The organism is Rheinheimera maricola (assembly GCF_016918075.2).
GTDB lineage: Bacteria > Pseudomonadota > Gammaproteobacteria > Enterobacterales > Alteromonadaceae > Alishewanella > Alishewanella maricola_A.
This window is the reverse complement of the sequence record NZ_JAERPS020000002.1, coordinates 461,702-486,110: the sequence shown is the minus strand read 5'-3', so window position 1 is coordinate 486,110 and position 24,409 is coordinate 461,702. Positions and strand designations below refer to the sequence as shown.

Genomic DNA, 24,409 nt, shown 5'->3' with positions numbered 1-24,409 from the left:
GCAGGCGTTTGATAAAGTCATGTCGGGTGTTTGGGCAGTAAAGTGGAAACCAGTACCGTCGCCACCAACATGGCAGCAGAGATCCATAAGCATGCTGCTAAACCCGCTTGCTGATACACCCAGCCTGACAATACCGTGCCAATTAGCCGGCCGATGGCATTAGCCATATAGTAAAAGCCGACATCCAGAGACACGCCGTCGTTTCTGGCATAACTGACTATCATATAGCTGTGCAGCGCGGAGTTAACTGCAAACACGGCACCAAACAATAGCAACCCAGCTAACAGCATGGTCTCGCTATGCCAGTTAAGTTGCAGCGCCATAGCTATTACCGCCGGTATGCTGCACAGCAGCAAGGCCCAGAGAGTAAGGGTTTTACCATCTGGCAGGCGGGCTTTGCGGGTAAGTATGGGGGCTACACTTTGCACTGCGCCATAGCCGATAACCCAGAGTGCGAGAAAACTGCCCACCGCCCAGTGGCTCCAACCGAATTGACTGGCCAGAGTAAGCGGCAGCGCAATAACAAACCAGACATCGCGGGCAGCAAATAACAGCAGACGTGCTGCCGACAGCACGTTTATCGGCCTGCTTTTGGAAAACAATTCGTTAAATTTAGCTTTATGGCGGGCCTTGCCTAAATCGGCTTTTAGCCGCCACAAGCTAAGTAGCCAAACGCAAAGCAGCATCAGCAGCATGACCAATATAGCCAGCTGAAAGCCATACAGAGTTAGCAGCAGGCCGCCGAAAAAAAAGCCGATACCTTTCAGGGCGTTTTTTGAGCCGGTAAGCATAGACACCCACTTAAACAAAGTGCTTTGGGCATTGTCGGCCACCAGCAGTTTGATGCTGCTTTTGGCGCTCATTTTGTTGAGGTCTTTGGCTATGCCAGACAACGCCTGCGCCGCCATAACCCAGGGCACAATTAAGTAGGCCGCAGGCAGCAGTAACATAGCTAGCGCCAGTATTTGCAGCAGCAAGCCAATATTCATGGTGTTGTTCAGACCAATACGGGCGCCCAGCCAGCCGCCGACTAAATTGGTAATAACACCAAATATTTCATAAAACAAAAACAGCATGGCAATGGCCAGGCCGCTGTAACCTAAGCTATAAAAATGCAGCACTACCAGCATGCGCAGTGCGCCGTCGGTTAAGGTAAAGGCCCAGTAGTTAGCGGTTACCAATATATATTGCCGCAGTTGTGGGCTAAGTGCGTTTAGCATAAGTTAGGCTTTGTCCTGCTGGCCAACTAGCTTGGCTAATTCAACCGTGCGGTTGGCGTAGCCCCATTCATTATCGTACCAGGCATAAATTTTTACCTGGGTGCCGTTAATTACCATGGTTGAGAGTGCATCGATAATGCTGGAGCGTGGATCGGTTTTGTAATCAACTGACACCAAGGGCCGTGTTTCATAGCCGAGAATATCTTTTAACTCGCCTTCAGCGGCGGCTTTTAGCAGCGCGTTAACTTCATCAGCTGTGGTGGCACGTTCTACTTCAAACACGCAATCGGTTAACGAGGCATTGGCCAATGGCACCCGCACGGCATGGCCATTTAAGCGACCTTTAAGCTCTGGAAATATCTCGGTAATAGCGGTGGCCGAGCCGGTAGTGGTTGGAATTAAGCTGCTACCACAGGCGCGGGCGCGGCGTAAGTCTTTGTGCGGTGTGTCCAGGATGCTTTGCGTATTGGTTAAATCGTGAATGGTGGTAATACTGCCATGCTTAATGCCAAGTTGCTCGTGGATAACTTTAACTACCGGCGCCAGACAGTTAGTGGTGCAGCTGGCAGCAGTAACAATGCGGTGCAAATCTTTGTTATACAGTTGCTGGTTAACACCCATTACCACGTTTAATACGCCGGGCTCTTTAACTGGCGCACTAACCACGACCCGTTTTACCCCTTGCGCTAAATACGCTTCTAACACCGCTTTGCTTTTCATTTTGCCGGACGCTTCAATTACCACATCACAGCCAGACCAGTCGGTATCGGCTATGGCTTTATTCTGGCTAACTGCAATACGTTTGCCGTTAATCACCATGCTTTGGCCGTCAGCGGTGGCACTATGGCGCCAGATACCGTGTATTGAATCGAAGTTGATTAAATGCGCGAAAGTAGCAGTATCGGCTGCTGGGTCATTAATCTGGACAAAGTCCAATTCCGGCCAGTCAAACGCCGCGCGCAGTGCCAAGCGGCCAATACGGCCAAAGCCATTAATACCGATTTTAATTGTCATATGTTCGCTCCTTAGCAGCAGGTATTCGCCGGGTTTTGTGCCAACCTGGCCAAATTACATTTAATAAATGCAGTATTATGCACAGCTGTTTGTTGCAAAACGTCGTGCACCCAGCCGGGTAAGTTAGTATTAAGACGATAGAATACCCACAATCCCTGTTTACGATGCTGTAGCACACCGGCCTGTTTGAGTAGCGCCAAATGTCGGGATACCTTTGGCTGACTTTCGTCCAACGCCAGCATTAAATCACAAACACACAACTCCGATGTTTGCTGCAACAACAATATAGCCTTCAGACGGGTGGTATCAGCCATTGCCTTATAAAGCGTGACAGGGTTCATGGTACTACACCTATATCTGTTTTTTCGCATGTAATGATGATGCATAAATATGACGCTTTAATGACAGTGCTGCAAGTTGTCACATAATTGTCATTTTAGCTGCATACACTGTGAATATTGCTTCCTGACAATGCAGGTCTGTTATGTTGTCGAAATTATCAATTTCTAACGTAAAAGGTAGCTAGTGCAGAAGACACCATACAACTGGCGTCAGTGAACAATTAAGCACATTGATACGGCAATTAAATTTCAATTGGCAGGTATTTAATACCAGATAGCCACTGCTGCTTCATGAGCTTACCCGACAAACCCCGGCCAACGCCGGTGTTTGTGCATTGCATGTATAAATAAAACGCTTTACACTTGCCGCGCAACCAAGGGGTGCAATTGCTGAGATGCCGAAAGGCAAACCCTTAGAACCTGATCCGGATTATACCGGCGGAGGGATGGTGCTAACTCCTCAAGCTGGTGTGATCTCTGAAATTTGGAGATTCATACAACAATGCGTTTTATTCCTTCGTTATTTACTCTGGCTGTCTGTAGCAGTTTTTCTATTCAAGCCGACAATGCTGAAACGGCAATTGAGCGTATTACCGTACAGGGTGATTTGCGACAACAGTCATTACAGCAGCTAGCCGGCAGTATTGCTGTGGTAAGTGAGCAGGATGCCAAACGTACCTCGGCGCAACATCTGGATGATTTGCTCAACCAGTTTGCCAATGTAAACTTTAGTGCCGGAGCCTCGCGTGGCCGCTATATACAGATGCGTGGCATTGGCGAGCGCAGTGAGTTTGTCGATACGATTAACCCGTCGGTGGGTATTTTAATTGATGGTATAGATTATTCTGGCCTTGGTATTACCGGCATCAGTGACATGGCGCAGCTTGAAGTGTTTCGTGGCCCCGAAGCCAGCCGCTTTGGTGCTAATGCGCTGGCAGGTATGCTTAACCTGACCACCAAAGGCCCTACTGCTACGCCGGAAGGGAAACTAAGCGCCACTCTGGCCAATTATGACAGTCGCCAGCTTGCTGCCCAGTTTAGCAACAGTGTTAATTCACAACTGGGTTACAGCCTGGCGTTAGAGCAGCAATCCTCTGATGGTTTTATCGATAATACCTACTTAAACCGTGACGATACAAATAATATCGACGAATTTAGCGGCCGTTTCAAAGTGAATTATCACCCGACAGAACGTTTGGCGTTGCAGTTTATTGCTCACCTGAGTGATCAGGATAATGGCTATGATGCGTTTTCACTGGATCGTAACCGCAACACCTTATCGGACGAGCCGGGGCAGGATAAAATTCGCAGCAAAGCATTGGCGCTTAACGCCGATTACAGTGGCTTGGGGTTTGCCGATTTTAACGGCCAAATTAGCTGGTTAACTGCCGACAGTGATTACGGCTTTGATGAAGACTGGAGTTATGTTGGCATTCATCCTGATGAATATGCTACCACCGACCGTTATTTGCGCGCGCGCGAGCAAATAACACTGGACTACCGGCTGGTTTCGACACCAGCAGGACAACTGGGCGGCAGTGATTGGGTGCTGGGGTTGTATGTCGCTGGTAAAGACTATGATTTAAACCGTCAATTCTGGAACTGGGATCTATGGCAAGCAGACAGCTTTAGCAGTAGTCTGGAACGCAGCAATGCCGCGGTTTATGGCGAGCTTACCACGCCGCTGAATGCGAGCTGGAGCCTGGTGTCGGGCATGCGTCTGGAGCGCTATGCCGATATCTACAGCGACAGTAGCGGCAACGCTATTAAAAACCACGATATGATGTGGGGGGCCAATGTTAGCCTGAATTATCAGGTCAATAATCAGGCGCTAATATATTTATTGGCCGCGCGTGGCTATAAAGCCGGCGGTGTTAACGGTGATGCGTTGGCCAAAGCGGCGGATGGTAATTTAACCGAGCTAAATAGTAAGGCGAGTTTTAAGCCAGAAACCCTGTACAACGCCGAGTTTGGTGTTAAAGGTAGTGCATTGGACCAAAGCATTACTGCGCGGGTCGCCGCTTTTTATATGTGGCGTGACGATATGCAGGTTAAAGGTTGGTTGAACCCCGACAGCGGGCCACAGTTTGCTGGTTTTATTGATAACGCCGGCAGTGGCCGTAATTACGGTATTGAAATGGAAAACCGTTTGCAGCTGCATCCGCAATTGGCGTTATTCTTGTCGGCTAGCTGGCTGAAAACCAGACTAGGCAACTATATTACGCTGGATGGTGACAATCTTAGCGGCCGCGAGCAGGCACAGGCGCCGCGTTTTCAATACAGTGTGGCGAGCGATTGGTATATCACCGACGCTTTAACGTTTAACCTCAGCCTGCAAGGCAAGGACGCGTTTTTTTATTCTGATGGCCACAACGCCCGTTCTAAGCGCTATGAGTTGTTAAATGCCAGAATCAGTTATCAACTGGCTAATTGGGAACTGGCTGCCTGGACCCGCAACGCGCTGGATAAAGACATAGGCGTGCGCGGTTTTTATTTTGGCAACGATCCGCGTGATGGCTACGAGCCACATGTGTATGAGCAGCTTTCTGAGCCGCGCCGAGTGGGCGTTACAGCCAGTTATCAATTTTAAAGCTCGTTATCACTGTTAAGGAGTCTGCTATGCAATTGTCTGTCGAGATTAGTAAGTACCCGTTAGCCAACGATTATATCGGCCCGATCGAAGGCTTTATCGAGCAACTGAACCAATACCCAGATATTACCGTGCTAACCAATACCATGAGCACTCAGGTTTTTGGTGATTATGACAACGTAATGCAGGCGTTGCAGGCTTGCATTAAATGGTCGTTTGAGCAATTCGGTAAGGTCGTATTTGTGGTGAAGTTTATCCACGGTGACTTACGGCCATGAATCAGCTGCTAAGCCAGGCAATAGCGCAGTGGCAGCTTATGCATAGTATCGAGCTTGCTGCCACCTTGCTGGCGCTGGCGTATGTGATTCTGGCGTTAAAGCAAAGTTTGTGGTGTTGGCCCGCTGCGTTGCTAAGTACCGTACTGTTTACGCATGTGATGTGGCAGTCTGCTTTGCTATCTGATGCACTTCTGCAACTGTATTATGCTGGCATGGCACTGTATGGTTGGTGGCGATGGCAGCAGCTGCGCCAGAGCGCGCCTGATGCGCGCGGTCCGGTATATGAGTGGCCCTGGCAGCGTCATGCGCTACTGATATCGGCGACAGCAATAGCTGGCTGGATACTGGGGGCAGTAATGGCCAGCTATACCCATGCCGATTTCGCCTATCTTGATGCCCAAACGACAGTATTTAGTGTGATGGCGACCTGGCTGGTGGTGCGCAAACTGGTGTCTAACTGGTTGTACTGGGTAGTGATAGATGCGGTATCCATTTACGTTTATGCACAAAAACACCTGTATTTCTTAACGGGCTTGTTTATGCTGTATACGGTAATCGCAATTGCAGGATATTTTATTTGGCGCAGTCACTATCAACAGCAACCAGCAGTGAGATTGAGCATGTAACACGTTTGTGCCAGCGGCTGGAATTTTTTGTTGTCCAGCCGCCGTTGCAGGTACGTCCTTTATCGCATGGCGAAAGCAATCAAAGTTATTATGTCAAAACTGCGCAGGGCGAATATGTACTGCGCTGCTATCCTGCTGATTCTGCGATCTGTCGCCAGCAAGAGTTGCGCTGCCAACATGCAGCGGCGGCTAAAGGCTTGGCGCCAGCCCCCTTGTGTTTGAACAATCATTACCAGGTGATGTTAAGTGATTACATCGCATCAGGTGAGCCGTTTAATTATCAACGTCATGGTTATCACTGTTTAGTGGCAACTCTGGCGCAGTATCATCAACTGCCGGTACAAACTGCCGAGTTGGATTGTTGTCGCTACCTGGCTCAGCTAGCCGCTGCAGTTGCTCCAGCTGACACTGTAATGGCCGAGATGCTGCTGCCTTTGCAGCAGGCGGCCAAACAGCTACAACAAGCAGAGGCCGACACTGTACTGTGCCATTTGGATTTGCACGCAGGTAATTTACTTTATGCCGCAGCGAAGTTGTGGTTACTGGATTTTGAATACAGCCAACGAGCGGATAGTAGCCTGGATTTGGCCGCGATAAGTTTACATTTTAATTTAACGGCTGAAGCGATAGAGCAGATGTTGCAGCAATATAGCAACAATCGGCACAGGCCAGATTTATTGGCGACATTGCAGTCAAAACTACCTGCAGCCAGGCTGTTGTACAGTGGCTTTTGTTGGTTGTGGTATCTGACTATGCCAGGCTGTCAACAACAGGCTCAGCACTGGCAGCAGCAAGTAAAACAACTGGCTGAGGTATTATAAACCGCCTAAGCGCTCTGCCAGTACCTTGTAACGTTTTACATCATCGTCATTAAACAGAGGTTTGCCTTCGCTGTCCTTGTCGGCGGCAACCAAAAGGTTTTCCCGCGCTAACCGCTCTACTCGAATTACCTGTACGCCAAGAAAATCTGCTACCTGCTCGACAGTCATTAGTGCCATAAACTGATCCTGATAGTTAAAAACCTAACAGTAATAGCCTAAAATCAGACATTTGTGAATAGCATCTGGCTGGTAGCTGGCTAACTAATTGGCTTTTTCATACTCCGTTACACTTTTTTAACGATGCAGGATAGTGTTGCTCATTTCGCCGTGGTAATTTCAGCATTCTTAAGTATTACTGAGCGTATCTAATGAAATTAAGCCCTTTTTACCTGCTGGCTGTCAGCGCGCTGTTTAGCCATGCAGTTGCCGCGGAGCAATTGGTTGCACCGATGGCGGTACAGCAACCCTACACAGTAACGTCGCCGCATGGTGACCGACAAGACCCTTACTACTGGCTGCGCGATGACAGCCGCACCTCGCCAACGGTGCTGGATTACCTGCATCGTGAAAATGATTACGCTAACCACTATGCCAGTGCGTATCAGTCTTTAACCGACAAGCTTACAGCGGAAATTATCGGCCGCATTAAACAAGACGACAGTTCGGTGCCGTACACTAAGGGAGATTACAGTTATTACAGCCGCTATGAAACCGGCAAAGAATACCCAATTTATTTGCGTAAAGCATTAAAAGACGGCACCGAACAGGTGATGCTGGATGTTAACCTGCTGGCGAAGGGTAAGAGTTATTATGCCGTGTCGAACTGGCAGGTAAGCCCGGACCAAAACTTTGTCGCCTATATGGAAGATGATAGTGGCCGGCGGCAGTACACGCTGAAGGTACGTGATTTGCGCACTGGCCAGGATCTGCCTGATGTATTAACCGGCTTGTCAGCCAGCATGGCCTGGGCTGCAGACAGCCAGACGTTATATCTGGTGAAAAATGATCCGGTAACCCTACTAAGCACCCAGGTATTGCAACATAAACTAGGCCGGGAGCCGGCTAGCGCCAAATTGGTTTATGAAGAAAAAGACAACAGCTTTTATATGGGGGTCGGCAATACTACCGATGGCAATTATGTAGTTATTTACACCAGCAGCACGGTATCAAGCGAAATGCAGGTGCAAGATGCCAGTAAGCCAGACAGTGCGTTTATTAGCCTGGCACCGCGCGAACGCGACGTACAATACAGTGCGGATCACCTTGACGGTCGCTGGATCATTCAAACTGATTGGCAGGCACCGAATTACCGCATTATGACGGTTGCCAATGATAAAATTGGCGCTCGCTCTAATTGGCAGCCACTGATTGCACACAGTGACAGCGTGTTTATTCAGGATTTTAAGACGTTCAAAGATTATCTGGCGATTAATGAGCGTAGCGATGGCCTGCGCCGCATCAAAGTGATGCCGTGGAAAGATCCCAGCAAGGCGTTTTTCGTTGCTTCCGATGAAGCCGCCTATGTTAACGGTTTTGAAGTGAACCCAGAGCAGAACACCAGCCTGTTGCGTTATACCTACACCTCGCTGACTACGCCGGCCAGTGTCTATCAGTTGGATATGCAAAGCGGTGTCAAAACACTGTTAAAGCAAACTGAAGTGCCAGGTGGTTTTGATAAAAACAACTATGCTACGGATCGGGTATGGGCAACTGCCCGCGACGGTGTCAAAGTACCGGTGTCATTGCTGTATAAAAAAGACTTCAAGCGTGACGGTTCAGCACCCTTGTATCAGTATGCCTATGGCTCTTATGGCAGTTCAATGGACCCAGGGTTTCGTTCCAGTGTATTGTCGCTGGTCGATCGCGGCTTTGTGTTTGCCATTGCGCATATTCGCGGCGGCCAGGAAATGGGCCGGTACTGGTATGAAGACGGTAAACTACTTAATAAAATCAATACCTTTACTGACTATATCGACGTAACAGACTATCTGGTTACTAACAACTATGCAGCCAAAGATAAAGTATTTGGTATGGGTGGCAGCGCCGGTGGCCTGTTAATGGGAGCAGTGGCCAACATGGCGCCAGAGAAGTACCGAGGTTTGGTTGCGCATGTGCCGTTTGTTGATGTAGTTACCACTATGCTGGATGAAAGCATCCCGCTGACCACTAACGAATTTGACGAGTGGGGTAACCCGAAGCAAAAAGCTTACTATGACTATATGCTGTCTTATTCACCTTATGATCAAATCAGTAAGCAGAACTATCCGGCAATGCTAGTTACCACCGGCTTGCATGACTCGCAGGTGCAATATTTTGAACCGGCAAAATGGGTGGCCAAACTGCGCACGCAGAAAACTGACGCTAACCCTTTGCTGTTTAAAACCACCATGGAAGCTGGTCATGGCGGTAAATCTGGTCGTTTTGCCCGTCAGGCACAAATTGCTGAAGAATATGCTTTTATTCTGAACCTACTAGGGATAAATCAGTAAAGCTGCTGCAACACACCAACCGGGCTTAGGCCCGGTTTTTTTTGGTTGCGACTTAAGTCACAATGTTTAAACGCACTTTTAATGTTAGCCTGCCCGCATCTTGTAATGTCTTTTGAGACTGCTAAATGTCTGATAGCCGTGTTGTCCTTCTAACTCTGCTGGCGCTGCTTGCTTTTGCCGGTAACTCACTGCTATGCCGTATCGCTTTAGCGCATACCAATATTGATGCTGCCAGTTTTACTGCCATCCGGCTGGTATCCGGTGCTGTGGTGTTGTGGGCTTTAGTGATGCTGCGCAACAGAAATCGCCGTGACGGTGCGAAAGCGAAAGAGCATGGCAATTGGTTATCTGCGCTGGCATTGTTTGTTTATGCTGCCGGCTTTTCCTTTGCTTATATACAACTAAATACCGGTATTGGCGCATTGATCCTGTTTGGCGCCGTGCAAACCAGCATGATAGCTTTTGGTTTGTGGCGCGGTGAGCGTTTTACGCCAGCGCAGTCTCTGGGGTTGCTACTGGCCTGCTCAGGGCTTATCGGGTTGTTATTGCCAGGGCTGTCGGCACCGCCATTAACTGGCACATTGATAATGTTGGCTGCCGGTGTTGCCTGGGGCGTGTACTCATTGCGCGGCAAGGGCGCCGGCGATCCGCTGCAGGTGACGGCCGGTAATTTTGGCCGCACTGTGCCTATGGCGCTGTTGCTTAGCGTGTTGCTGCTAAACCAGGTATCGCTGGACAGCGCCGGTATGTTTTATGCGCTACTGTCCGGCGCTGTAACCTCTGGTATGGGTTACGCTATCTGGTACAGCGCTTTGCCGCTACTCAAAGCGACCACTGCGGCAACGGTGCAATTGAGCGTGCCGTTGCTGGCAGCGTTGGCCGGAGTGCTGCTGTTGCAAGAGCCGCTAACACTGCGGTTAGTGCTGGCATCGCTCGCCATTTTGGGTGGTATAGCGCTAGTGTTGTTACAGCCGAAATCCTCAGACTTTCACTAGTTATTACTACAAAAACCCCCGCCGAAGCAGGGATGTTGTTATGTAATAACCTTTAGCTGTGAGCTCAGTACTTAGCGGCCACGCCCTGTGCCGGAATGGCATCTAAAATAAACTGGCGTAAATCGTCGTTAGATTTTTGCAAATCCTCAGCGCGTAAGTACATCATATGGCCGCTGCGGTAGCCTTTAAAACTAAGGCGGTGCTTCATTTTTCCGCTTGGGTCCAGCTGCCACATATTGTATTTGCCATCAAAGTAGTTTGTGGCGCCATCATAATAACCTGACTGAGTTAGCACTTTTAAGTAGGGGTTTTGTGCCATGGCCTGGCGCAGGTTTTCGCCAGTGTTGTCATCACTTCTGTCCCACGGGTGTACCGGGCCGAACATATTGTATTTGATGTCGGTTTTGTAATTCAGCTCGTTACGCAGGTAATAGTTAATGGCCGGGGTAAACGAGTGTAGCCATGACGTGAGCTCAGCGTTGTAATCCGGGCGGTCGCCGGCGTCGCGTTTATCAATACCTAGATAACGCGAGTCTAAGCGGCCTACTGTCTGGCCACGGTCACGCAGCAGTTCTTTCCAATAGTAATTGGTAGGAATATCCAGATTGTTTTGTAATACCGCTTCAAGCGACAAGCCGGAATAACGGGCAACTTGCTGGGCTACACGCTGCTTTTCCTCGTCGCTAATGGCATTGCCTTTGGCCAGTGCCGGTAGGTACTGGTTTAAGGTGAATTGTTCTACTTCTGGCAGAATGTCGTATAAATCTTTTTGTTGCAGCTCGCTTGCCAGTTTGTTGTGGTACCAGGCGGTGGCGGCAAAATATGGTAGGCGGTTAGCGGCTTTTACCGGGCCGGCGCGCTCTATGCCTAAGTCTGTTGGCGATACCAGCACTACGCCGTTTAAGTACATCCATTGCTGGTTTTGCAGAGCCAGTGCCAAGCCGGACACACGAGTGGTGCCATAGCTTTCACCAATTAAAAACTTTGGCGACTGCCAGCGCTCATTGCGCGTAACAAAGGTATTCACCCACTCGGCCAGATATTTCACATCGGCATTGACGCCAAAAAACATTTTTTGCTGCTGATCTTTGGACGGCATTTTACCATCTTTACCCGGCAATACCCGTGAGTAACCGGTATTTACCGGATTAACAAATACAATATCAGCGACATCCAGCACAGAGTGCGGGTTGGTTTTTACGCCATACGGTTGAAGCGGGTAGCCTTCTTCGTCGACATTCAACACTTTGGGGCCGGTGTAGGCCACATGCATCCAAACCGAGGCCGAGCCCGGGCCGCCGTTAAAGGAAATAAGCAACGGCCGCTTGCTACGATCTTTAATATCGCTGCGCTGGTAGTAGGTATAAAACAGGGTAGCAGTGGGGTTACCTTCGTCGTCCCATACCGGTTGGGTGCCGGTAGTGGCACTGTAGCTAAAGCGTTTACCCTTTACTTCGGTTTTATGCTCTGTGCTGACATTGCTGTCAATTTCAATCTGTCGCTCTGTCGCTTGCAAGACAGTACTGCATAGCAACAGCAGCAGCGCTATAGGTGTGGTCAGTTTCATTTGTCCCCCGGGTTGTCAGCTATTTTTATCGTTAATGCCTTCTTGTTTACCGTAAAACCTGAGCAAATACAAAAGGCATGCGGCCAATAGCCATAAATACGCCGTCATATACATTGGCGAAAGCGGGAAGCGAAACAAGTTAATAATACGAATTGTTATTAGTAGTATGGCATTGAATTTAAACATATTTTTGTTTTATTGTGCTTTTTGCTCTATGCTTGTCATCATATTTTTCGTCGCATAAAAGGCTCAGACAATGAAAGGTAACTCACAGGTGCTGTCAAAACTAAACGAGGTGCTGACAGCCGAATTAACCTCGATTAATCAATACTTTTTGCATGCCCGCATCTACAAAAACTGGGGCTTAAAAGCGCTGAATGATGTGTGCTACAAAAAATCGATTAAAGATATGAAGCAGGCCGATGAACTTATAGAGCGCATTTTAATGTTGGAAGGCCTGCCGAATTTACAGGCGTTGGGCAAGTTGCGTATTGGTGAAGATACGCCGGAAATGCTGCAATGTGATCTGGACTTCCAGATTGAACAAATGCCGCTACTGCGCGCCACTATTGCACTGTGCGAAGCTGAGCAGGATTACGTTAGCCGCGATATGCTGACTGAAATTTTGGAATATGAAGAAGAGCATCTGGACTGGCTGGAAACGCAGCAGCATCAAATAAGTGTAATGGGCTTGGGCAATTACCTTCAGGCACAGCTGGGGAGCGAGTAAATGAAAGGCAATAAAACCATTATTGATGCATTAAATGTGCTGTTGGCCAATGAGTTGGCGGCGATGGATCAGTATTTTATTCACTCACGTATGTACCACGACTGGGGCCTGCACAAGCTATATGAGCGCATTGACCATGAATTTGACGACGAAAAAGGCCATGCCTCTAAGCTGATAGAGCGCATTATCTTTTTAGAAGGTGTGCCGGACATGAGCAAACGTGATGCTATTCACGTTGGCCATAACGTACCTGCCATGCTGCAAAATGACTTAAACGTAGAATACACCGTGCAAAAGCTGCTAAAGCAAACCATGGCATTGTGTGAGCAACAGCAAGATTATGTTAGCCGCGCAATGTTGCAGCAATTGTTAGATGATACCGAGGTAGATCATGCCCATTGGCTGGAACAACAACTTAACCTTATCAAACTGCTGGGCCTGCCAAACTATTTACAATCACAGATGTAGTTTGCAATCACAGATATAGCAACCAAATACTGCAGGGCGCTCTGCCCTGCACTGCCAACTCCTTCGACACACTTTATTACAATCCAATTGCGGCCGGCGCTGGTAGCTGGCTGCTGTTTTTATTACATTGGCAAATACATAAAGTAACAAATCGTCTAATTGTGGTGGAATAATGAAAAAACTTTTCGTAATAGGTGCGGTGACGTTGGCCGTGCTAACGGGCTGTGCTGGTGAACGCAGTCTATCTGCAGATGCACAAGCTGCACAGCAACAGGTGTTGGGGCAGGTGTTAGCCAGCCCGAATGATAGCCGCGCTTATAAAACGCTGGTATTGCCTAACAAGTTGGAAGTGATGCTGGTGTCGGATCCTGCTGCAGAAAAATCGGCGGCTGCGCTAAGTGTTGGCGTGGGCTTGTTGCAAGATCCAATGAGCCAGCAAGGTATGGCGCATTATCTAGAGCATATGCTGTTTCTAGGCACCGAGCGCTACCCTGACACCAATGAATACAGCGCTTTTATGACGGCTAACGGTGGTGCGCAAAATGCTTACACCTGGCTGGATATTACTAACTATATGTTTAAGGTCAATAACAACGCGTATGACGAAGCGCTAGACCGCTTCTCAGACTTTTTCAAAGCGCCGAAGCTTTACCCGGAATACACCGATAAAGAAAAAAACGCAGTTAACGCTGAATGGTCAATGCGCCGGGAAATGGATTTTTTTGGTCAGTACAAGCTGGCGCGCAATATGATGGGCAGCCATCCTGCTAACCGGTTTTTAATTGGCAACCTGGAAACCTTAGGCGACAAAACAGAGAGTAAATTGCACCCTGAGACAGTGGCGTTTTATAACCAGTATTACTCAGCCAATATTATGAAAGCGGTGTTGCTAAGTAACCTACCTCTAGCCGAGATGGAACAACTGGCGGTGAAACATTTTGCCAGCATTGAAAATAAAAACATTGCTAAACCTGCAGTTAGTGATACGCCAGACTTTAGTCAGCTAGGTGGCAAACGCATTCATTATGTACCGAATCAGGATGTAAAGCAGCTGAAACTGGATTTTACTATTGCTAACAACAGTGAGCAATTCGCTGTTAAACCTAATGAATTTATTACCTATTTGCTTGGTTCCGAAATGCCGGGTACACCAGCTCAGCAGTTAAAAGCGATGGGCTTAATTTCTAAGCTAAATGCCAGCGCAACGCCAGACCTATACGGTAATTACGGCTCGCTCAGTATTGATATCGACCTGACTGACGCCGGTATGCAAAACCGCGAAGGTGTAGTCGCGACTATAATGCAGTACATCGAGTTGGTAAAACAGCAGGGCGTTGACAGCAAATACTTCAGTGAAATACAAACCAGCCTGAACAATCAATTCCGCTTCCTGGAAAAAGGCGATGAGTTTGGCTATGTGTCTAACCTGGCAGATGCCATGCAAAAAGTGCCGGCGCGTAATGCTATTAATGCGCCGTTTTACTATCAGCGCTTTGATGCTTCAGCAATAAAAGACGTACTGGCGCAGCTAACGCCGCAACGTTTGCGCGTGTGGTATATCAGCAAGCAAGAGCCACATGACAGCAGCCTGCATTTTTACGATGGCAAATACAAAGTTGCCGATATAAGCCAAGAGGAGCAGCAAAGCTGGCAACAAAGCCCGCAACTTGCGCTGAATTTGCCAGCAGTAAACCGCATGTTGCCGGAAAACTTCGCCCTGAAAGCACCGCAGGCGCAGGATAAACCAGAACTGGTGATACAGCAGGATGGCATTAGCGCATGGCTTTACCCAAGCCAGGAATTTGCCAGCCAGCCACGTGGCGTGCTGGAAATTTTTATCAACAGTGGTGTTGTGCAACAACAGGTAAAAGCTAAAGTAGCATTGGCGCTGTGGCGTGATTTATATAACCTGCAGCAAAGTGCATTGGCAACAGAAGCCGACATTGCCGGTATGCAGCTGCGCCTGACCGATGCAAATGGCATGGCGTTAAGTGTGGCGGGCTTTACCGATAAGCAACCACAATTATTGCAGCAGGCGCTGGCGAGTTTAGCAATCAGCGTTGATGAGCAAGGCTTTGCTCAGGCAAAAGACCGTTTTATCCGTGGCGTGCAAAACCAGAGTAAACAGTTTCCGTTTCAGCAGGCTTTTTTAGCTTATAACAGCCTGATACGTTCCGGGAATTATGAAGCCGATGCTATGGTTAATGCAGCACAAAGCCTGACACTGGCTGATCTGCAAGATACCGTAGCACAGGTATTGGCAAACAATCAGTTGCGCATATTTGCCTTTGGTAACTATGACAAAGCGGCCTTGCAGCAGGTGGTTAACACGGTTGCTGCTGCGCTACCGGCTAAACGCAGTGAACAGCCTTACAGCCGAACGGCGTTCTGGCTGCCGAAGCCGGGTCAGGCTTTGGTGGTACAAAAAGATATTGATGTTGCTGATGTTGCCCTGGTAGACGTGCACATTCACGCTGAACCGACGTACACGCAATTGGCGCGGGCAACTGTGTTGCGTAGCCACTTTAGCAATATTGCCTTTGATAAGCTGCGTACTGAAGAGCAACTAGCTTATGCCGTGGGCGGTACCTCATTGCAATTGGAAGATTACGTTGGATTTGCCATGTATATTCAAACGCCGGTAAAAGGTGTTGCAGATATGCAGGTGCGCTTTGATAGCTTTAAGCAGCAATACGCCGCTGAGCTGGATAAAGTGAGTGAAGACGATTTTGCCAAACTAAAGGCCAGCACACTGATTACCTTAAAAGAGCCAGCGAAAAACCTGCGCGAGGAAGTAGGCCCGTTGATCACCGACTGGTATCGTGAACGTTTTAGCTTTGACAGTAAGCAGCAGCTTATTGCTGCGGTAGAGCAGGTGACACTGGCTGATGTGAAAGCGTTTTACCGCGAAACTATGTTAAACGCTAATGCCGCGCGAATTTCGGTGCAAATGCGTGGCACTAAGTTTACTGACCAGCCGTTTGCCGATTTACCCGGCCAAACTAAGGTTGACGATGTTGCCGCCTTTCATCGTCAAATGAAACGCCAGTAAACACAATTGTTAGGAAAAAAGCGCAGCTTCGGCTGCGTTTTTTGTTATCGGGGAGATTTTTTAAAAATAATTTGAGTAATCACTTTAAACATCGGCGGTTAGCATTATTACAGTCTAAAACCGCAGCAAGCGGCCACTGCCCGCTTTTTGCCGAATTCACATATTTAACGTTAATAGGGAATTAAAACGCGTTGGCGATTATTTCGCCACTTAAGGCCGTGCCAGCGGTAAATCCTTGTATTGCAATCAAATTGAACTGGGCTATTTTGTTGGTGGAGTTGTTTACCCGTCCTACTTAACACTGCAGTAGTGGTTGGTTTAAGAGTAGTCTGCATAGCAAGTAGTTTGGGTATAGTCGCATGGAAGAGACGGCAAAATAATAATTAAAATAATCTCAGCAAGAACATTGATTCAGCAGAGAAAAGACGAGGACAACCCAATGAAAAAATCTACCCTGCTGCTACTGGCAGGCTTGTTGAGCTTTGGCTCGCAAGCCGCCGTGGGCGGCTACCCAGTGGTATTAGTACATGGCTTTCAGCCAGACAACTTAGCCAGCCGGCCTACCGGAAGTCAGGTCACGGCGAACGGCTCAGCTTACTGGGCCGACTATTGGCGCGATCGCGCTGATGTGCGCATTGACTGGCCGTCACAAGAGCGCGTAGCTGGTAAAATTGCCAGCGATTATGTCTGGCCGAAGTTGCAGCAAATGTCGCGTAATGGCACCTGTGCCAGCGGCTGTATTTTTGTCTCGCATTCAACCGGCGATTTAGTTACCCGTTATATTATTGATAATCAGGCATTATGGCTGCAAAACGCCGGCTTGCAACCGCTTAATATTGTTGCCAGCTTTGATTTTGCCGGTGCTGGCGGCGGTGTTGAACTAGCCGACTTAGCGGTTAACGTGGCCGGTGGTTCAGGTTTGATTGACGCCACCTTACGTTTAGCCTTGTCATTATGGTTAGGCCAAATACCTTCTCCATCTAACATTGGTGTGCTAAATGATTTAAGGGTTAATACCGCAAGGCAGTTGGCTGCATTTCCGGATGAGCGGGTACCGCGTTTACGCTTTGTTGGTGCCGGTTCTGACTTTCTGGGAGCTACCGGTTTGTTTTTGCCTGGTGAAGATGACGGTGTAGTAGCCAGCCATTCAAGTTGTGGAGCCTCCAGTGCTGCCAGCTTTAATAGCTGCTCACGCAGTGTTGCTTTTGATGGCAAGCTTGCCTCGGTTAGTGGTCCGTCAAGCTTTATGCCGTATCATTACCCGTTGTTAATGAGCGAGGGTTACAGCCATAGTGAGGTTATTGCAAACCGCGCTGAGGATGAAATTACCGCCGCTAGCAGTGGCGCGAATTATCTTAACGGTGAGCGCTTGCAGTTTAATACCTACGACGAAACGCGCGGCTGGTGGATTTTCAGCTCACGTTATCGGGTGGTGCGTAATTCTAGCAACACCAGTATGTCAGCGCTGGTGTATCAGGCAGCGAACTGATTTAAATGAAAAAAATGTTGTTAATACTAAGCCTGTCAGCACTGCTGGCAGGCTTATGGTTTTTCTGGCCGACGCCGGCAGTGGTATCATTGCCACAACCTGAACCGTCTGTTGTCGCTGGCTTGCCAAAGACAACACCGGTAAAGCATCATCCCGATACTGAGCAACAACAGATCAGTGTCACGGAAAAAATCCCCGAGCCAGTTACCGAGAGCTTTAAGCTGTTGGCTAGTGCTTATGCGGCAGAGTTAGAGCTACCCGCTTATTCGCGGCCGTTAAGCGCAGCTGACGAGCACTTACTTAACCCCAATCGTTATATTCCACAAAGTGTGCCACTTGAAGGCGGCGCCAGTGCGACTATAGTGCTACCAAAGTACCGTTTTAGTTATCCCGAAACCGTACCGGTAACGCTGGAAATAACCGGTTTACAGGTATTTGATGTCAGCGTGCAGCTTACATCTGAGCGCGGCGGTGATAGTGCAGCAAGCGCAGAAATGCGTGGCACACCAGAGCGCTACAGCGCCGTTTTGGACGCTGAGGAGGATTGGAATGGCGCCTTTGAAGTACAGGTTAGTTTTACCGGCAATGGCACCACGCAGGTACTAAAAACCGGCATTGAATATCATAATCCGGTGGCGACTATAGTAGGTATCGACGATAGTCTCGGCGTTAGCACAGATATGCAAATTCCGGTAACACTAGAGGTAAAACAAGCCGGATTTTACCGCCTGCGCGCTAATTTATACACTGCACAACGCCAACCACTGGCACTGTTAAGCGCAACTGAAAAGCTTGCTACAGGCCAGCAAGAAATCACCTTACGCGCCTACAAAGCCGTGCTGCGTAATAACAGCGGGCCTTATATTCTTGGCAGTTTTGTGTTGGAAAAACGCCCGGCAGTACCGGGCGAGTTAACACAGTACGGTGACAGCGAACAAGCTGAATATAAACTTGAGCCGTTTGCGTTAAGCCAGTTAAGTGACGAGCCTTGGCAACCAGATGAGCAAGAACAGCAAAGGTTGCAGTTTTTACAGCAAATGGCCGGGCAGCAGTAAACCGGGTTATGGCCGGCGCTTGGCCAATTTACGTTGCAGGGTGCGCCGGTGCATGCCCAAAAGCTCTGCGGTACGGCTGATATTGCCAGCCTGTTCGCTCAAGACACGGTTAATATATTCCCATTCTAGTTGATCAGGTGATAGCACTGCGGCCGTGTCTTGCATAGTGGGGGCAATGGTTTGAGATTCACCAAGTAATGCCTGTTCCAATTGCAATAAATCGACCGGTTTGGTCAGGTAATCATCGGCGCCCAGCTTTACCGCCTGTACCGCATTGGCAATACTGGCGTAGCCGGTTAGCAGTACAATACGGCAAGCAGGCAGCGCCTGACGCAGCGGTGCAATAAAGTTTAAGCCGGACTGGCTGGCAAAACGTAAATCTAACAGGTAAGTATCTGCCTGCAGTGCAATAAGCTGTGCTGCACTGACCGCATCAGAAATGGCGACAGCATCAAAACCGCGCTGGTTAAAACGGCGCGATAGCGCATTCAGCAGGGCGATGTCATCATCCACTATCACCAGCTTCATGTTGTGTGCCCGGTGCGCTGGCGTGGCATGCTAACAATGGTGACTGTGCCGTTGCCGGCATTTTGCCGGCTAACACTGCCGCCTAAGCGCTCAATCGACATATTGGCCAGAAACTGGCCTATACCTAAGCCTTGCTCGCTGTGTTGCGGCAGTTTACCCAGTTCGGCCAGCCGGCTGTCAGATAAACCCTCGCCAAAATCCCGTACCTGCAAGCTTAAGCCTTCAGCGTGCAGATTTAGCTGCAAATCAAGCAGGCTGCTGTTATTGGCCAGGCTGGCATCGGCCGCGTTATCAAGAATATTCAGCAGTGCCGCGCCAAAACCCTGGCTATCAGCCAGGTTAAAATCGGCTGCGTCTAAAGCCCGGTTGATGTTCAGGCTGATATCCGGCCGGCTGTTTAACCAGCGCACAATTGCCTGTTCTGTTTGCTGGCACAGCGGCGTTGTGGCGCTATTATCACGCAGGCTGCCGGCATCGCTGCGCAGTTGCTGTACGATCTGCTGGCAACGTTGCAGCTGCTGTTTTAAATCCTGCACAACTGCAGTTTGGTTATCTATTACCAGTTCGTCGGCTAACAACTGCAGGGTTTGCATTGGGCTGGCTAAGTCATGCGCGGCATTAGCGGCAAAGGTGGCCAGTGCCAGCATTTGCTCGTTACGCACTTGCTGCTGTTGTAATTCGCTGATTTTTTTCGATTTAACCCGGTTTAAGTTGGCCTGGGCACTGATAAACCAGCTGATCAGCAAGGCAGAGATGGTAAAGGCCCACCACATTTGCTGCATATGCTGGCTAAAGCCGTTTTCGCTGCTGTGCTGCGCATGCATAACATGGCCGGCATGGGCAGCCTGCTGTTCGGTTTGTGTCAGTAAGGTATCTATATCAGGGATGTGTAAATCGCCCACTTGCAGTAGCAAGCTATAGCCAACAATGGCCAGCAGGGCAATAAAATAACAGCTGCGCCCCGGCAGCATAACAGCGGCCACCGCCACCGGCAGTAACAGCATGGCCACTAAACCATTGCTAACACCGCCGCTTAACGCTAGCAAACAAGTCAGCAGCAGCACATCCAGTGTGCAACATAGCAGGTAAATGGCGTTAAGTGGTACGCGGCTGGCCGCCAGCCAGGGTGGCAGCAAATTGGTACAAATATGGGTTAATAGCAACAGGCCAAGCAGCGGCCAGGAGCTAACCTGGTAATGCAGCAACCAACCGGCAAGCAGCGCTAGCGCCCCAAAGCAGATCAGCCCCCAGCGAAATTGCACAAAGTGTTTAAGCTGATGTTGCGCAGAAAGTTCAGTGGCAATAATAAGTTGTCTGGCCATAGCGAAGCACTACCTGCTATAGAAAAAAGACGGCTGCCAGGCAGCCGTTTGCAAAATGTCAGAAGAGACTAAACCATTGCAGCGGCAATGTCATTCTGAGTGTGTTAAGTGTAACGCTAACAACGGCTTGCGTCGCTGTGGCAAATTGTCGCACTACTTTGGAGTGGGGTGTTTTCTACGCCGCAGGCGCATGGCGAAGCCTACGCCTGCCATTAGCAGCACTAACAACATAATGCCGACCACCACCATGTCTCGGCCCTCACGGCCTAGCAGCGGTTGCAAAATCCCCCATTTGTGCACAAACGAAAAGCTGTAGCGCTCAAACCGGCTGGCCTGGCTTTGCTGCTCAATTAACTGGCCGCTGACTGCATCGACAAACAGCCGGCCGCCGGCATAATCAAGCTGCCATACCGGCAGGCGCTTATTGCGAAAATCGTAGTCTGGGCCAAAACGGCTAATTAGCGTCTGATTAGTCAGTTTATCTGCAGCTAAGCCGGTAAACTTTGCTGCCAATAAGCGGGCGTAGGTGGCATCGTCCAGCGCTGGTGCGCCAGCTGTTAAGGCTAAAAATTGCGCCCCTTGTTCGCTTTGCTGGCCGTTAAAGCGGCTGCTGCGATCGGCCTGTTGCTGCGGGTTAAATTCAGACAAACGCCAATACCAGCTGCCATCTGCCTGCACTAAGCTGGCGCTGTTATACATCGCTGTGCTATCAAGGCTTTGAAATACGGATCCTGCTAAAGCGGGCTGTGCCGGTAGGGGCTGGGCCGCCGGCAAGGTTAAACCGGCGGTATCTGCAGCCAGTTGTTTGTAGCTAAAATGATAGATACCGGTGAGCAGATACAGCACCACCGGCACCACCAATAACCAGGATAGCGCATAGTGCCAGCGGCGCAGGCCACGGCGGCGGGCAGCAAAAGGCAGCTTAAATAACAGCCAGGCGCCGCTAAGCGCTAGCAGCAAGGCACTGCCGAGTAAGATGGTCATAACAACGACTTTAAGTACCGGTGTGGCATCCAGCCATTGCCAGCTATGCAATTGACGAAATACCGCCTGTACCGCGGTTTTATACGGGGTAGTGATGCCAGCCATGCTCAGGCTTTCGGTGTGAATATATAAACTCAGGCCATTTTGATAATCCACCTGATATACCGGCAGCAGGCGGTTAACCGACGGATAGGCATTGGTAAAGGTGTTAAGCAGAGCAACGGTGGTGACATTGGCTTCAGCTTCGCCGCTGTAATGGCTGGCCAGCCAGATTGCGACGTCTTGATCGTCTGGTGCTGTGCTGTCATCCAGAGTGAGGTATTGCCGCGCCGTGCTAAGATTGGCGGTTAACTGCACCAGAGCCGTATCACGATAGGGCACCAGCTTTACCAGTGCCTGGGCCGGCAGTTGCGCTGTATTGATACGCTGCATCGCCTGCTGTAAGGTGACGCCATCAAGCTGCAACGCTGGCGGGCGCATGGTGACTGCTTGTGGCCCGGTCCAGCTCATAATTGGGTGAGTGATACCGCTAAGTGCAAAGATAATCAAGGTAGCGCCACCGAGCCATAACAGCAAGCGGTGCCATTTTACTAAGGTGAAAGTTTTCATTGTTGGCCCCTAAAAGTTAACTGTGGCGCTGACAAACACGCTGCGCGGCATACCCGGGCGGTATTCTATGGCACTGGAGCCCACCTGATTGCTGGTGTAGGTCGAGTAGGTTTTGTCGGTGATATTCATCAGGCGGGCGGCAAAGCTTACCCGGTCACTCAACTGATAGCGCGCCCGCAGATGCCATAAATCATGGCCTGGGTAGGTGTTTGTATTGGTTTCGTCAGTAAAATAGCGGCCAACCTTTTGCCATTCCAGCTCCAGCCACAGGCCATCAAGCTGCTGTGGTTGGTAACTCAGGCTGCTTTGCCATAGTTGTTTGGGGGCTTTGCCAACTTCAAAGCCGGCAAAGTTGCGGGTTTCTGACACTGGCGGTACACAGGCCGGTGGAAAGCAGCTGTACAGGTACTGAAAGTTCTCATACTTTTGCCGGGTATAACTGCCGCTGGTTTGCCATTGCCATTGCGCATTCAGTGCCAGCTGCAGCATCAGTTCGATGCCGCGGTGGCTGGTTTCACCGGCATTGGTTACTTTGCGGCTATTGCCATCGATATAGGTCACGACATCGTCTTTAATCGCCAAATCATACACACTGGCATCCAGCCGCACTTTGCTAAACAGGCTGCTGTCAAACTGACCGCGCCAGCCCAGCTCGTGGTTTAGCGCCGTTACCGGCTCCAGTTCAGTGGTGTCGTTGCTGCTACCCGGGCGGAACACCTGACCGACCGACGGCACCCTAAAGGCATGACGCCGGTTGGCATACAGCTGCTGGTTATCGGCGAATTTCCACACTATACCGGCTTTGGGGCTAAGCTGGCGGTAGCTGATTTTTTGCGATTCTGGCCTTAGCCAACTGCTGCGGCCGACTTGCTGCGGTACATCCTCTGGCAATAAGTCGGTGTAGTCGACGCTGAAATAATCATAACGTGCGCCCAGGCTGATAATCAGCTGTTCGGTAGCAAACCACTGCAGCTGGGCATAAGGCGACAACACCGTTTGATTGGCGTCATAGTGGTAGTTTGTGCGCCCGGTCAGGGCGTAATCGGTGTAAATATCGCCGTTGCGGCTGACGCTAATTTGCTGCTCGGCAAAGTTGGCAGGCGTATAGTCAATATCCAGCCCGGTCGTCCAGTTAAACCGGTTACTTGACTGCTGGCTGTATTGTGCTAACAGGCCGTAGGACTTAAAGCGGGTTTGCTGCAGCACCGGGTCGTAGCTTAGCATCCAGCTGGGCATCATCTCTGAGCGGTTATCGCGAAAAAACGGTGTTAACATCAACTCACTGTTGTCCGACAACTGATGGCGCAACTCGGCCGACAATCGCAGCGCCTGCACATCACGTGCGCCCATCTCGCCATAATAGTAATTGCGCTCAGGGTTTTGGCTGAAGTCGGTAAACGACAGGCCCGAGGTGCCGCTTTGGTCTACCTTGCCAAAACTCACTAAGGTTTTTAGCCGGGTGTTGTCGCTCACTTCACTATCGAGGCGCAGGTTAGTGGAAAAACGCTGATAGTCAGCCTGCTGACGAAAGCCGTCACTTTGCGTGCTATTAAGCTGCCAGAAAGCACTGTGCTTTTCTGCCAACGGCCCGTTGACACTAAGAAGGCCGCGCTGCCAGCCGTCGCTGCCCAATTCCGCCTGCAAGCGGCCGCCAAACTGCGCGGCTGGATCTGGCGTTAAAATATTAAAAATGCCGCCAATGGCATCGCTGCCATACAGCGCCGAGCCCGGCCCTTTGGTTACTTCCACCCGGCCGGCATTAGGAATATCAATTTCATACAGGCCGTTATGGTTAAAAAAGCCGGTCGGCCGGGTGGGCAGGCCGTCTTCTAAAAACAGGTAAACACCACCGGTGCTAATAGGCTGGCGAATCGCCGTCATATGGCCTTCGCCGCCTAAATCATTCACATGTACGCCGGATACGCGGTTAAGCAGCTCTGCCGGGTGGCCGGGGCTGACGTTTATAATAGTGTCTTCATCCAGCACGGCTACCGCTTCGGCCAGATTAACCAATGATTGCGCCTGGCGGCTGCTGGTGACCACCAGTACTTCAATATCACTTACAGCGCCTGCTTCGGCGTGCACAGGGGCTGGCGTAACCAGTAAAGGCAGGCCAAGCATGGCCAGTGTCAGGGTATTTAATTTCATGCGCGCAACTTTGTTAGTTAGTTGATTTTATTCAACTTTGGTTTTGTGTGGTGAGGATAACAAAAGCAGGCGCAGCCGTGGAT

20 protein-coding genes and 1 riboswitch are annotated in these 24,409 nt (G+C 49.8%); of the genes, 11 read left to right on the top strand and 9 right to left on the bottom strand.

Going from position 1 to position 24,409, the window contains the following annotated elements; translation table 11 throughout:
• Positions 1–17: 17 nt before the first annotated feature.
• Genes arsJ through I4W93_RS07905 form a run of 3 tightly spaced genes read right to left on the bottom strand, consistent with a single transcriptional unit; the run spans position 18 to position 2,575 of the window.
• Positions 18–1,220 carry an organoarsenical effux MFS transporter ArsJ gene (gene arsJ, locus I4W93_RS07915; RefSeq protein ID WP_205309691.1) on the bottom strand — a complete coding sequence of 401 codons (1,203 nt, stop codon included), beginning with the start codon at positions 1,218–1,220 and terminating at the stop codon, positions 18–20.
• Positions 1,221–1,223: 3 nt separating this feature from the next.
• The gene (locus I4W93_RS07910; RefSeq protein ID WP_205309690.1) at positions 1,224–2,234 is read right to left on the bottom strand and encodes an ArsJ-associated glyceraldehyde-3-phosphate dehydrogenase; all 1,011 of its coding nucleotides are present in this window, start codon (positions 2,232–2,234) and stop codon (positions 1,224–1,226) included.
• Positions 2,235–2,245: 11 nt separating this feature from the next.
• On the bottom strand, positions 2,246–2,575 hold the full coding sequence (locus I4W93_RS07905) for a metalloregulator ArsR/SmtB family transcription factor (RefSeq protein WP_205309689.1): 330 nt from the start codon (positions 2,573–2,575) through the stop codon (positions 2,246–2,248).
• A gap of 367 nt (positions 2,576–2,942) precedes the next feature.
• Positions 2,943–3,039: riboswitch (TPP riboswitch) on the top strand.
• Positions 3,040–3,077: 38 nt separating this feature from the next.
• Here I4W93_RS07905 and I4W93_RS07900 point away from each other — a divergent pair.
• The 4 genes from I4W93_RS07900 to I4W93_RS07885 are packed head-to-tail and all read left to right on the top strand — an operon-like array spanning position 3,078 to position 6,890.
• Positions 3,078–5,165 carry a TonB-dependent receptor gene (locus I4W93_RS07900; RefSeq protein ID WP_205309688.1) on the top strand — a complete coding sequence of 696 codons (2,088 nt, stop codon included), beginning with the start codon at positions 3,078–3,080 and terminating at the stop codon, positions 5,163–5,165.
• Positions 5,166–5,194: 29 nt separating this feature from the next.
• Positions 5,195–5,443 (top strand): YkoF family thiamine/hydroxymethylpyrimidine-binding protein, encoded by a 249-nt coding sequence (locus I4W93_RS07895; protein WP_205309687.1) that lies wholly within the window; start codon positions 5,195–5,197, stop codon positions 5,441–5,443.
• Complete coding sequence (gene pnuC / locus I4W93_RS07890; RefSeq protein WP_205309686.1) at positions 5,440–6,069, top strand: nicotinamide riboside transporter PnuC; 630 nt, start codon at positions 5,440–5,442, stop codon at positions 6,067–6,069. The genes I4W93_RS07895 and pnuC overlap by 4 nt, the downstream gene beginning before the upstream one ends.
• Positions 6,021–6,890: a phosphotransferase gene (locus I4W93_RS07885; protein WP_205309685.1), complete on the top strand. Its 870-nt coding sequence runs from the start codon at positions 6,021–6,023 to the stop codon at positions 6,888–6,890. The genes pnuC and I4W93_RS07885 overlap by 49 nt, the downstream gene beginning before the upstream one ends.
• Here I4W93_RS07885 and I4W93_RS07880 read toward each other — a convergent pair.
• Positions 6,885–7,067, bottom strand: a complete 183-nt coding sequence (locus tag I4W93_RS07880) for a helix-turn-helix domain-containing protein (protein ID WP_205309684.1) — start codon at positions 7,065–7,067, stop codon at positions 6,885–6,887. The genes I4W93_RS07885 and I4W93_RS07880 overlap by 6 nt on opposite strands.
• Before the next feature lie 191 nt (positions 7,068–7,258).
• On the opposite strand from I4W93_RS07880, the gene I4W93_RS07875 reads away from it, so the two are divergent.
• A complete protein-coding gene (locus tag I4W93_RS07875; RefSeq protein WP_205309683.1) occupies positions 7,259–9,379 on the top strand; it encodes a S9 family peptidase in 2,121 nt (706 codons plus the stop codon).
• Positions 9,380–9,504: 125 nt separating this feature from the next.
• Positions 9,505–10,374 carry a DMT family transporter gene (locus tag I4W93_RS07870; RefSeq protein ID WP_205309682.1) on the top strand — a complete coding sequence of 290 codons (870 nt, stop codon included), beginning with the start codon at positions 9,505–9,507 and terminating at the stop codon, positions 10,372–10,374.
• A 64-nt stretch (positions 10,375–10,438) separates the two neighbouring features.
• On the opposite strand, the gene I4W93_RS07865 is transcribed toward I4W93_RS07870, so the two are convergent.
• Entirely contained in the window at positions 10,439–11,941 is a 1,503-nt protein-coding gene (locus tag I4W93_RS07865) for a S10 family peptidase (RefSeq protein ID WP_205309681.1), read from the bottom strand.
• A 256-nt stretch (positions 11,942–12,197) separates the two neighbouring features.
• Between I4W93_RS07865 and bfr (I4W93_RS07860) the strand changes: the two genes are divergently transcribed.
• From bfr (I4W93_RS07860) to I4W93_RS07840, 5 genes are all read left to right on the top strand, one after another.
• Positions 12,198–12,671 (top strand): bacterioferritin, encoded by a 474-nt coding sequence (gene bfr / locus I4W93_RS07860; protein ID WP_205309680.1) that lies wholly within the window; start codon positions 12,198–12,200, stop codon positions 12,669–12,671.
• Positions 12,672–13,139, top strand: a complete 468-nt coding sequence (bfr, locus tag I4W93_RS07855) for a bacterioferritin (protein ID WP_205309679.1) — start codon at positions 12,672–12,674, stop codon at positions 13,137–13,139.
• 172 nt (positions 13,140–13,311) lie between these two features.
• On the top strand, positions 13,312–16,191 hold the full coding sequence (locus tag I4W93_RS07850; RefSeq protein ID WP_205309678.1) for an insulinase family protein: 2,880 nt from the start codon (positions 13,312–13,314) through the stop codon (positions 16,189–16,191).
• A 439-nt stretch (positions 16,192–16,630) separates the two neighbouring features.
• Entirely contained in the window at positions 16,631–17,680 is a 1,050-nt protein-coding gene (locus tag I4W93_RS07845; protein ID WP_205309677.1) for a hypothetical protein, read from the top strand.
• 14 nt (positions 17,681–17,694) lie between these two features.
• Positions 17,695–18,735: a DUF4785 family immunoglobulin-like domain-containing protein gene (locus tag I4W93_RS07840; RefSeq protein WP_224673329.1), complete on the top strand. Its 1,041-nt coding sequence runs from the start codon at positions 17,695–17,697 to the stop codon at positions 18,733–18,735.
• Positions 18,736–18,741: 6 nt separating this feature from the next.
• Here the strand turns inward: I4W93_RS07840 and I4W93_RS07835 are convergent, their stop codons facing one another.
• The 4 genes from I4W93_RS07835 to I4W93_RS07820 form a co-directional block, all read right to left on the bottom strand.
• Positions 18,742–19,263, bottom strand: a complete 522-nt coding sequence (locus I4W93_RS07835) for a response regulator transcription factor (protein ID WP_205309675.1) — start codon at positions 19,261–19,263, stop codon at positions 18,742–18,744.
• Positions 19,260–20,585, bottom strand: a complete 1,326-nt coding sequence (locus tag I4W93_RS07830; RefSeq protein ID WP_205309674.1) for a sensor histidine kinase — start codon at positions 20,583–20,585, stop codon at positions 19,260–19,262. The genes I4W93_RS07835 and I4W93_RS07830 overlap by 4 nt, the downstream gene beginning before the upstream one ends.
• A gap of 153 nt (positions 20,586–20,738) precedes the next feature.
• On the bottom strand, positions 20,739–22,178 hold the full coding sequence (locus tag I4W93_RS07825) for a PepSY domain-containing protein (RefSeq protein WP_205309673.1): 1,440 nt from the start codon (positions 22,176–22,178) through the stop codon (positions 20,739–20,741).
• Between the two features lie 9 nt (positions 22,179–22,187).
• A complete protein-coding gene (locus I4W93_RS07820; protein WP_205309672.1) occupies positions 22,188–24,326 on the bottom strand; it encodes a TonB-dependent receptor in 2,139 nt (712 codons plus the stop codon).
• Positions 24,327–24,409 lie beyond the last annotated feature (83 nt).

Coding starts and splice junctions, on each gene's coding strand:
- arsJ (WP_205309691.1), bottom strand. CDS start 1,220: ATGCTAAACGCACTTAGCCCACAACTGCGGCAATATATATTGGTAACC.
- I4W93_RS07910 (WP_205309690.1), bottom strand. CDS start 2,234: ATGACAATTAAAATCGGTATTAATGGCTTTGGCCGTATTGGCCGCTTG.
- I4W93_RS07905 (WP_205309689.1), bottom strand. CDS start 2,575: ATGAACCCTGTCACGCTTTATAAGGCAATGGCTGATACCACCCGTCTG.
- I4W93_RS07900 (WP_205309688.1), top strand. CDS start 3,078: ATGCGTTTTATTCCTTCGTTATTTACTCTGGCTGTCTGTAGCAGTTTT.
- I4W93_RS07895 (WP_205309687.1), top strand. CDS start 5,195: ATGCAATTGTCTGTCGAGATTAGTAAGTACCCGTTAGCCAACGATTAT.
- pnuC (WP_205309686.1), top strand. CDS start 5,440: ATGAATCAGCTGCTAAGCCAGGCAATAGCGCAGTGGCAGCTTATGCAT.
- I4W93_RS07880 (WP_205309684.1), bottom strand. CDS start 7,067: ATGGCACTAATGACTGTCGAGCAGGTAGCAGATTTTCTTGGCGTACAG.
- I4W93_RS07875 (WP_205309683.1), top strand. CDS start 7,259: ATGAAATTAAGCCCTTTTTACCTGCTGGCTGTCAGCGCGCTGTTTAGC.
- I4W93_RS07870 (WP_205309682.1), top strand. CDS start 9,505: ATGTCTGATAGCCGTGTTGTCCTTCTAACTCTGCTGGCGCTGCTTGCT.
- I4W93_RS07865 (WP_205309681.1), bottom strand. CDS start 11,941: ATGAAACTGACCACACCTATAGCGCTGCTGCTGTTGCTATGCAGTACT.
- bfr (WP_205309680.1), top strand. CDS start 12,198: ATGAAAGGTAACTCACAGGTGCTGTCAAAACTAAACGAGGTGCTGACA.
- bfr (WP_205309679.1), top strand. CDS start 12,672: ATGAAAGGCAATAAAACCATTATTGATGCATTAAATGTGCTGTTGGCC.
- I4W93_RS07850 (WP_205309678.1), top strand. CDS start 13,312: ATGAAAAAACTTTTCGTAATAGGTGCGGTGACGTTGGCCGTGCTAACG.
- I4W93_RS07845 (WP_205309677.1), top strand. CDS start 16,631: ATGAAAAAATCTACCCTGCTGCTACTGGCAGGCTTGTTGAGCTTTGGC.
- I4W93_RS07840 (WP_224673329.1), top strand. CDS start 17,695: ATGTTGTTAATACTAAGCCTGTCAGCACTGCTGGCAGGCTTATGGTTT.
- I4W93_RS07835 (WP_205309675.1), bottom strand. CDS start 19,263: ATGAAGCTGGTGATAGTGGATGATGACATCGCCCTGCTGAATGCGCTA.
- I4W93_RS07830 (WP_205309674.1), bottom strand. CDS start 20,585: ATGGCCAGACAACTTATTATTGCCACTGAACTTTCTGCGCAACATCAG.
- I4W93_RS07825 (WP_205309673.1), bottom strand. CDS start 22,178: ATGAAAACTTTCACCTTAGTAAAATGGCACCGCTTGCTGTTATGGCTC.
- I4W93_RS07820 (WP_205309672.1), bottom strand. CDS start 24,326: ATGAAATTAAATACCCTGACACTGGCCATGCTTGGCCTGCCTTTACTG.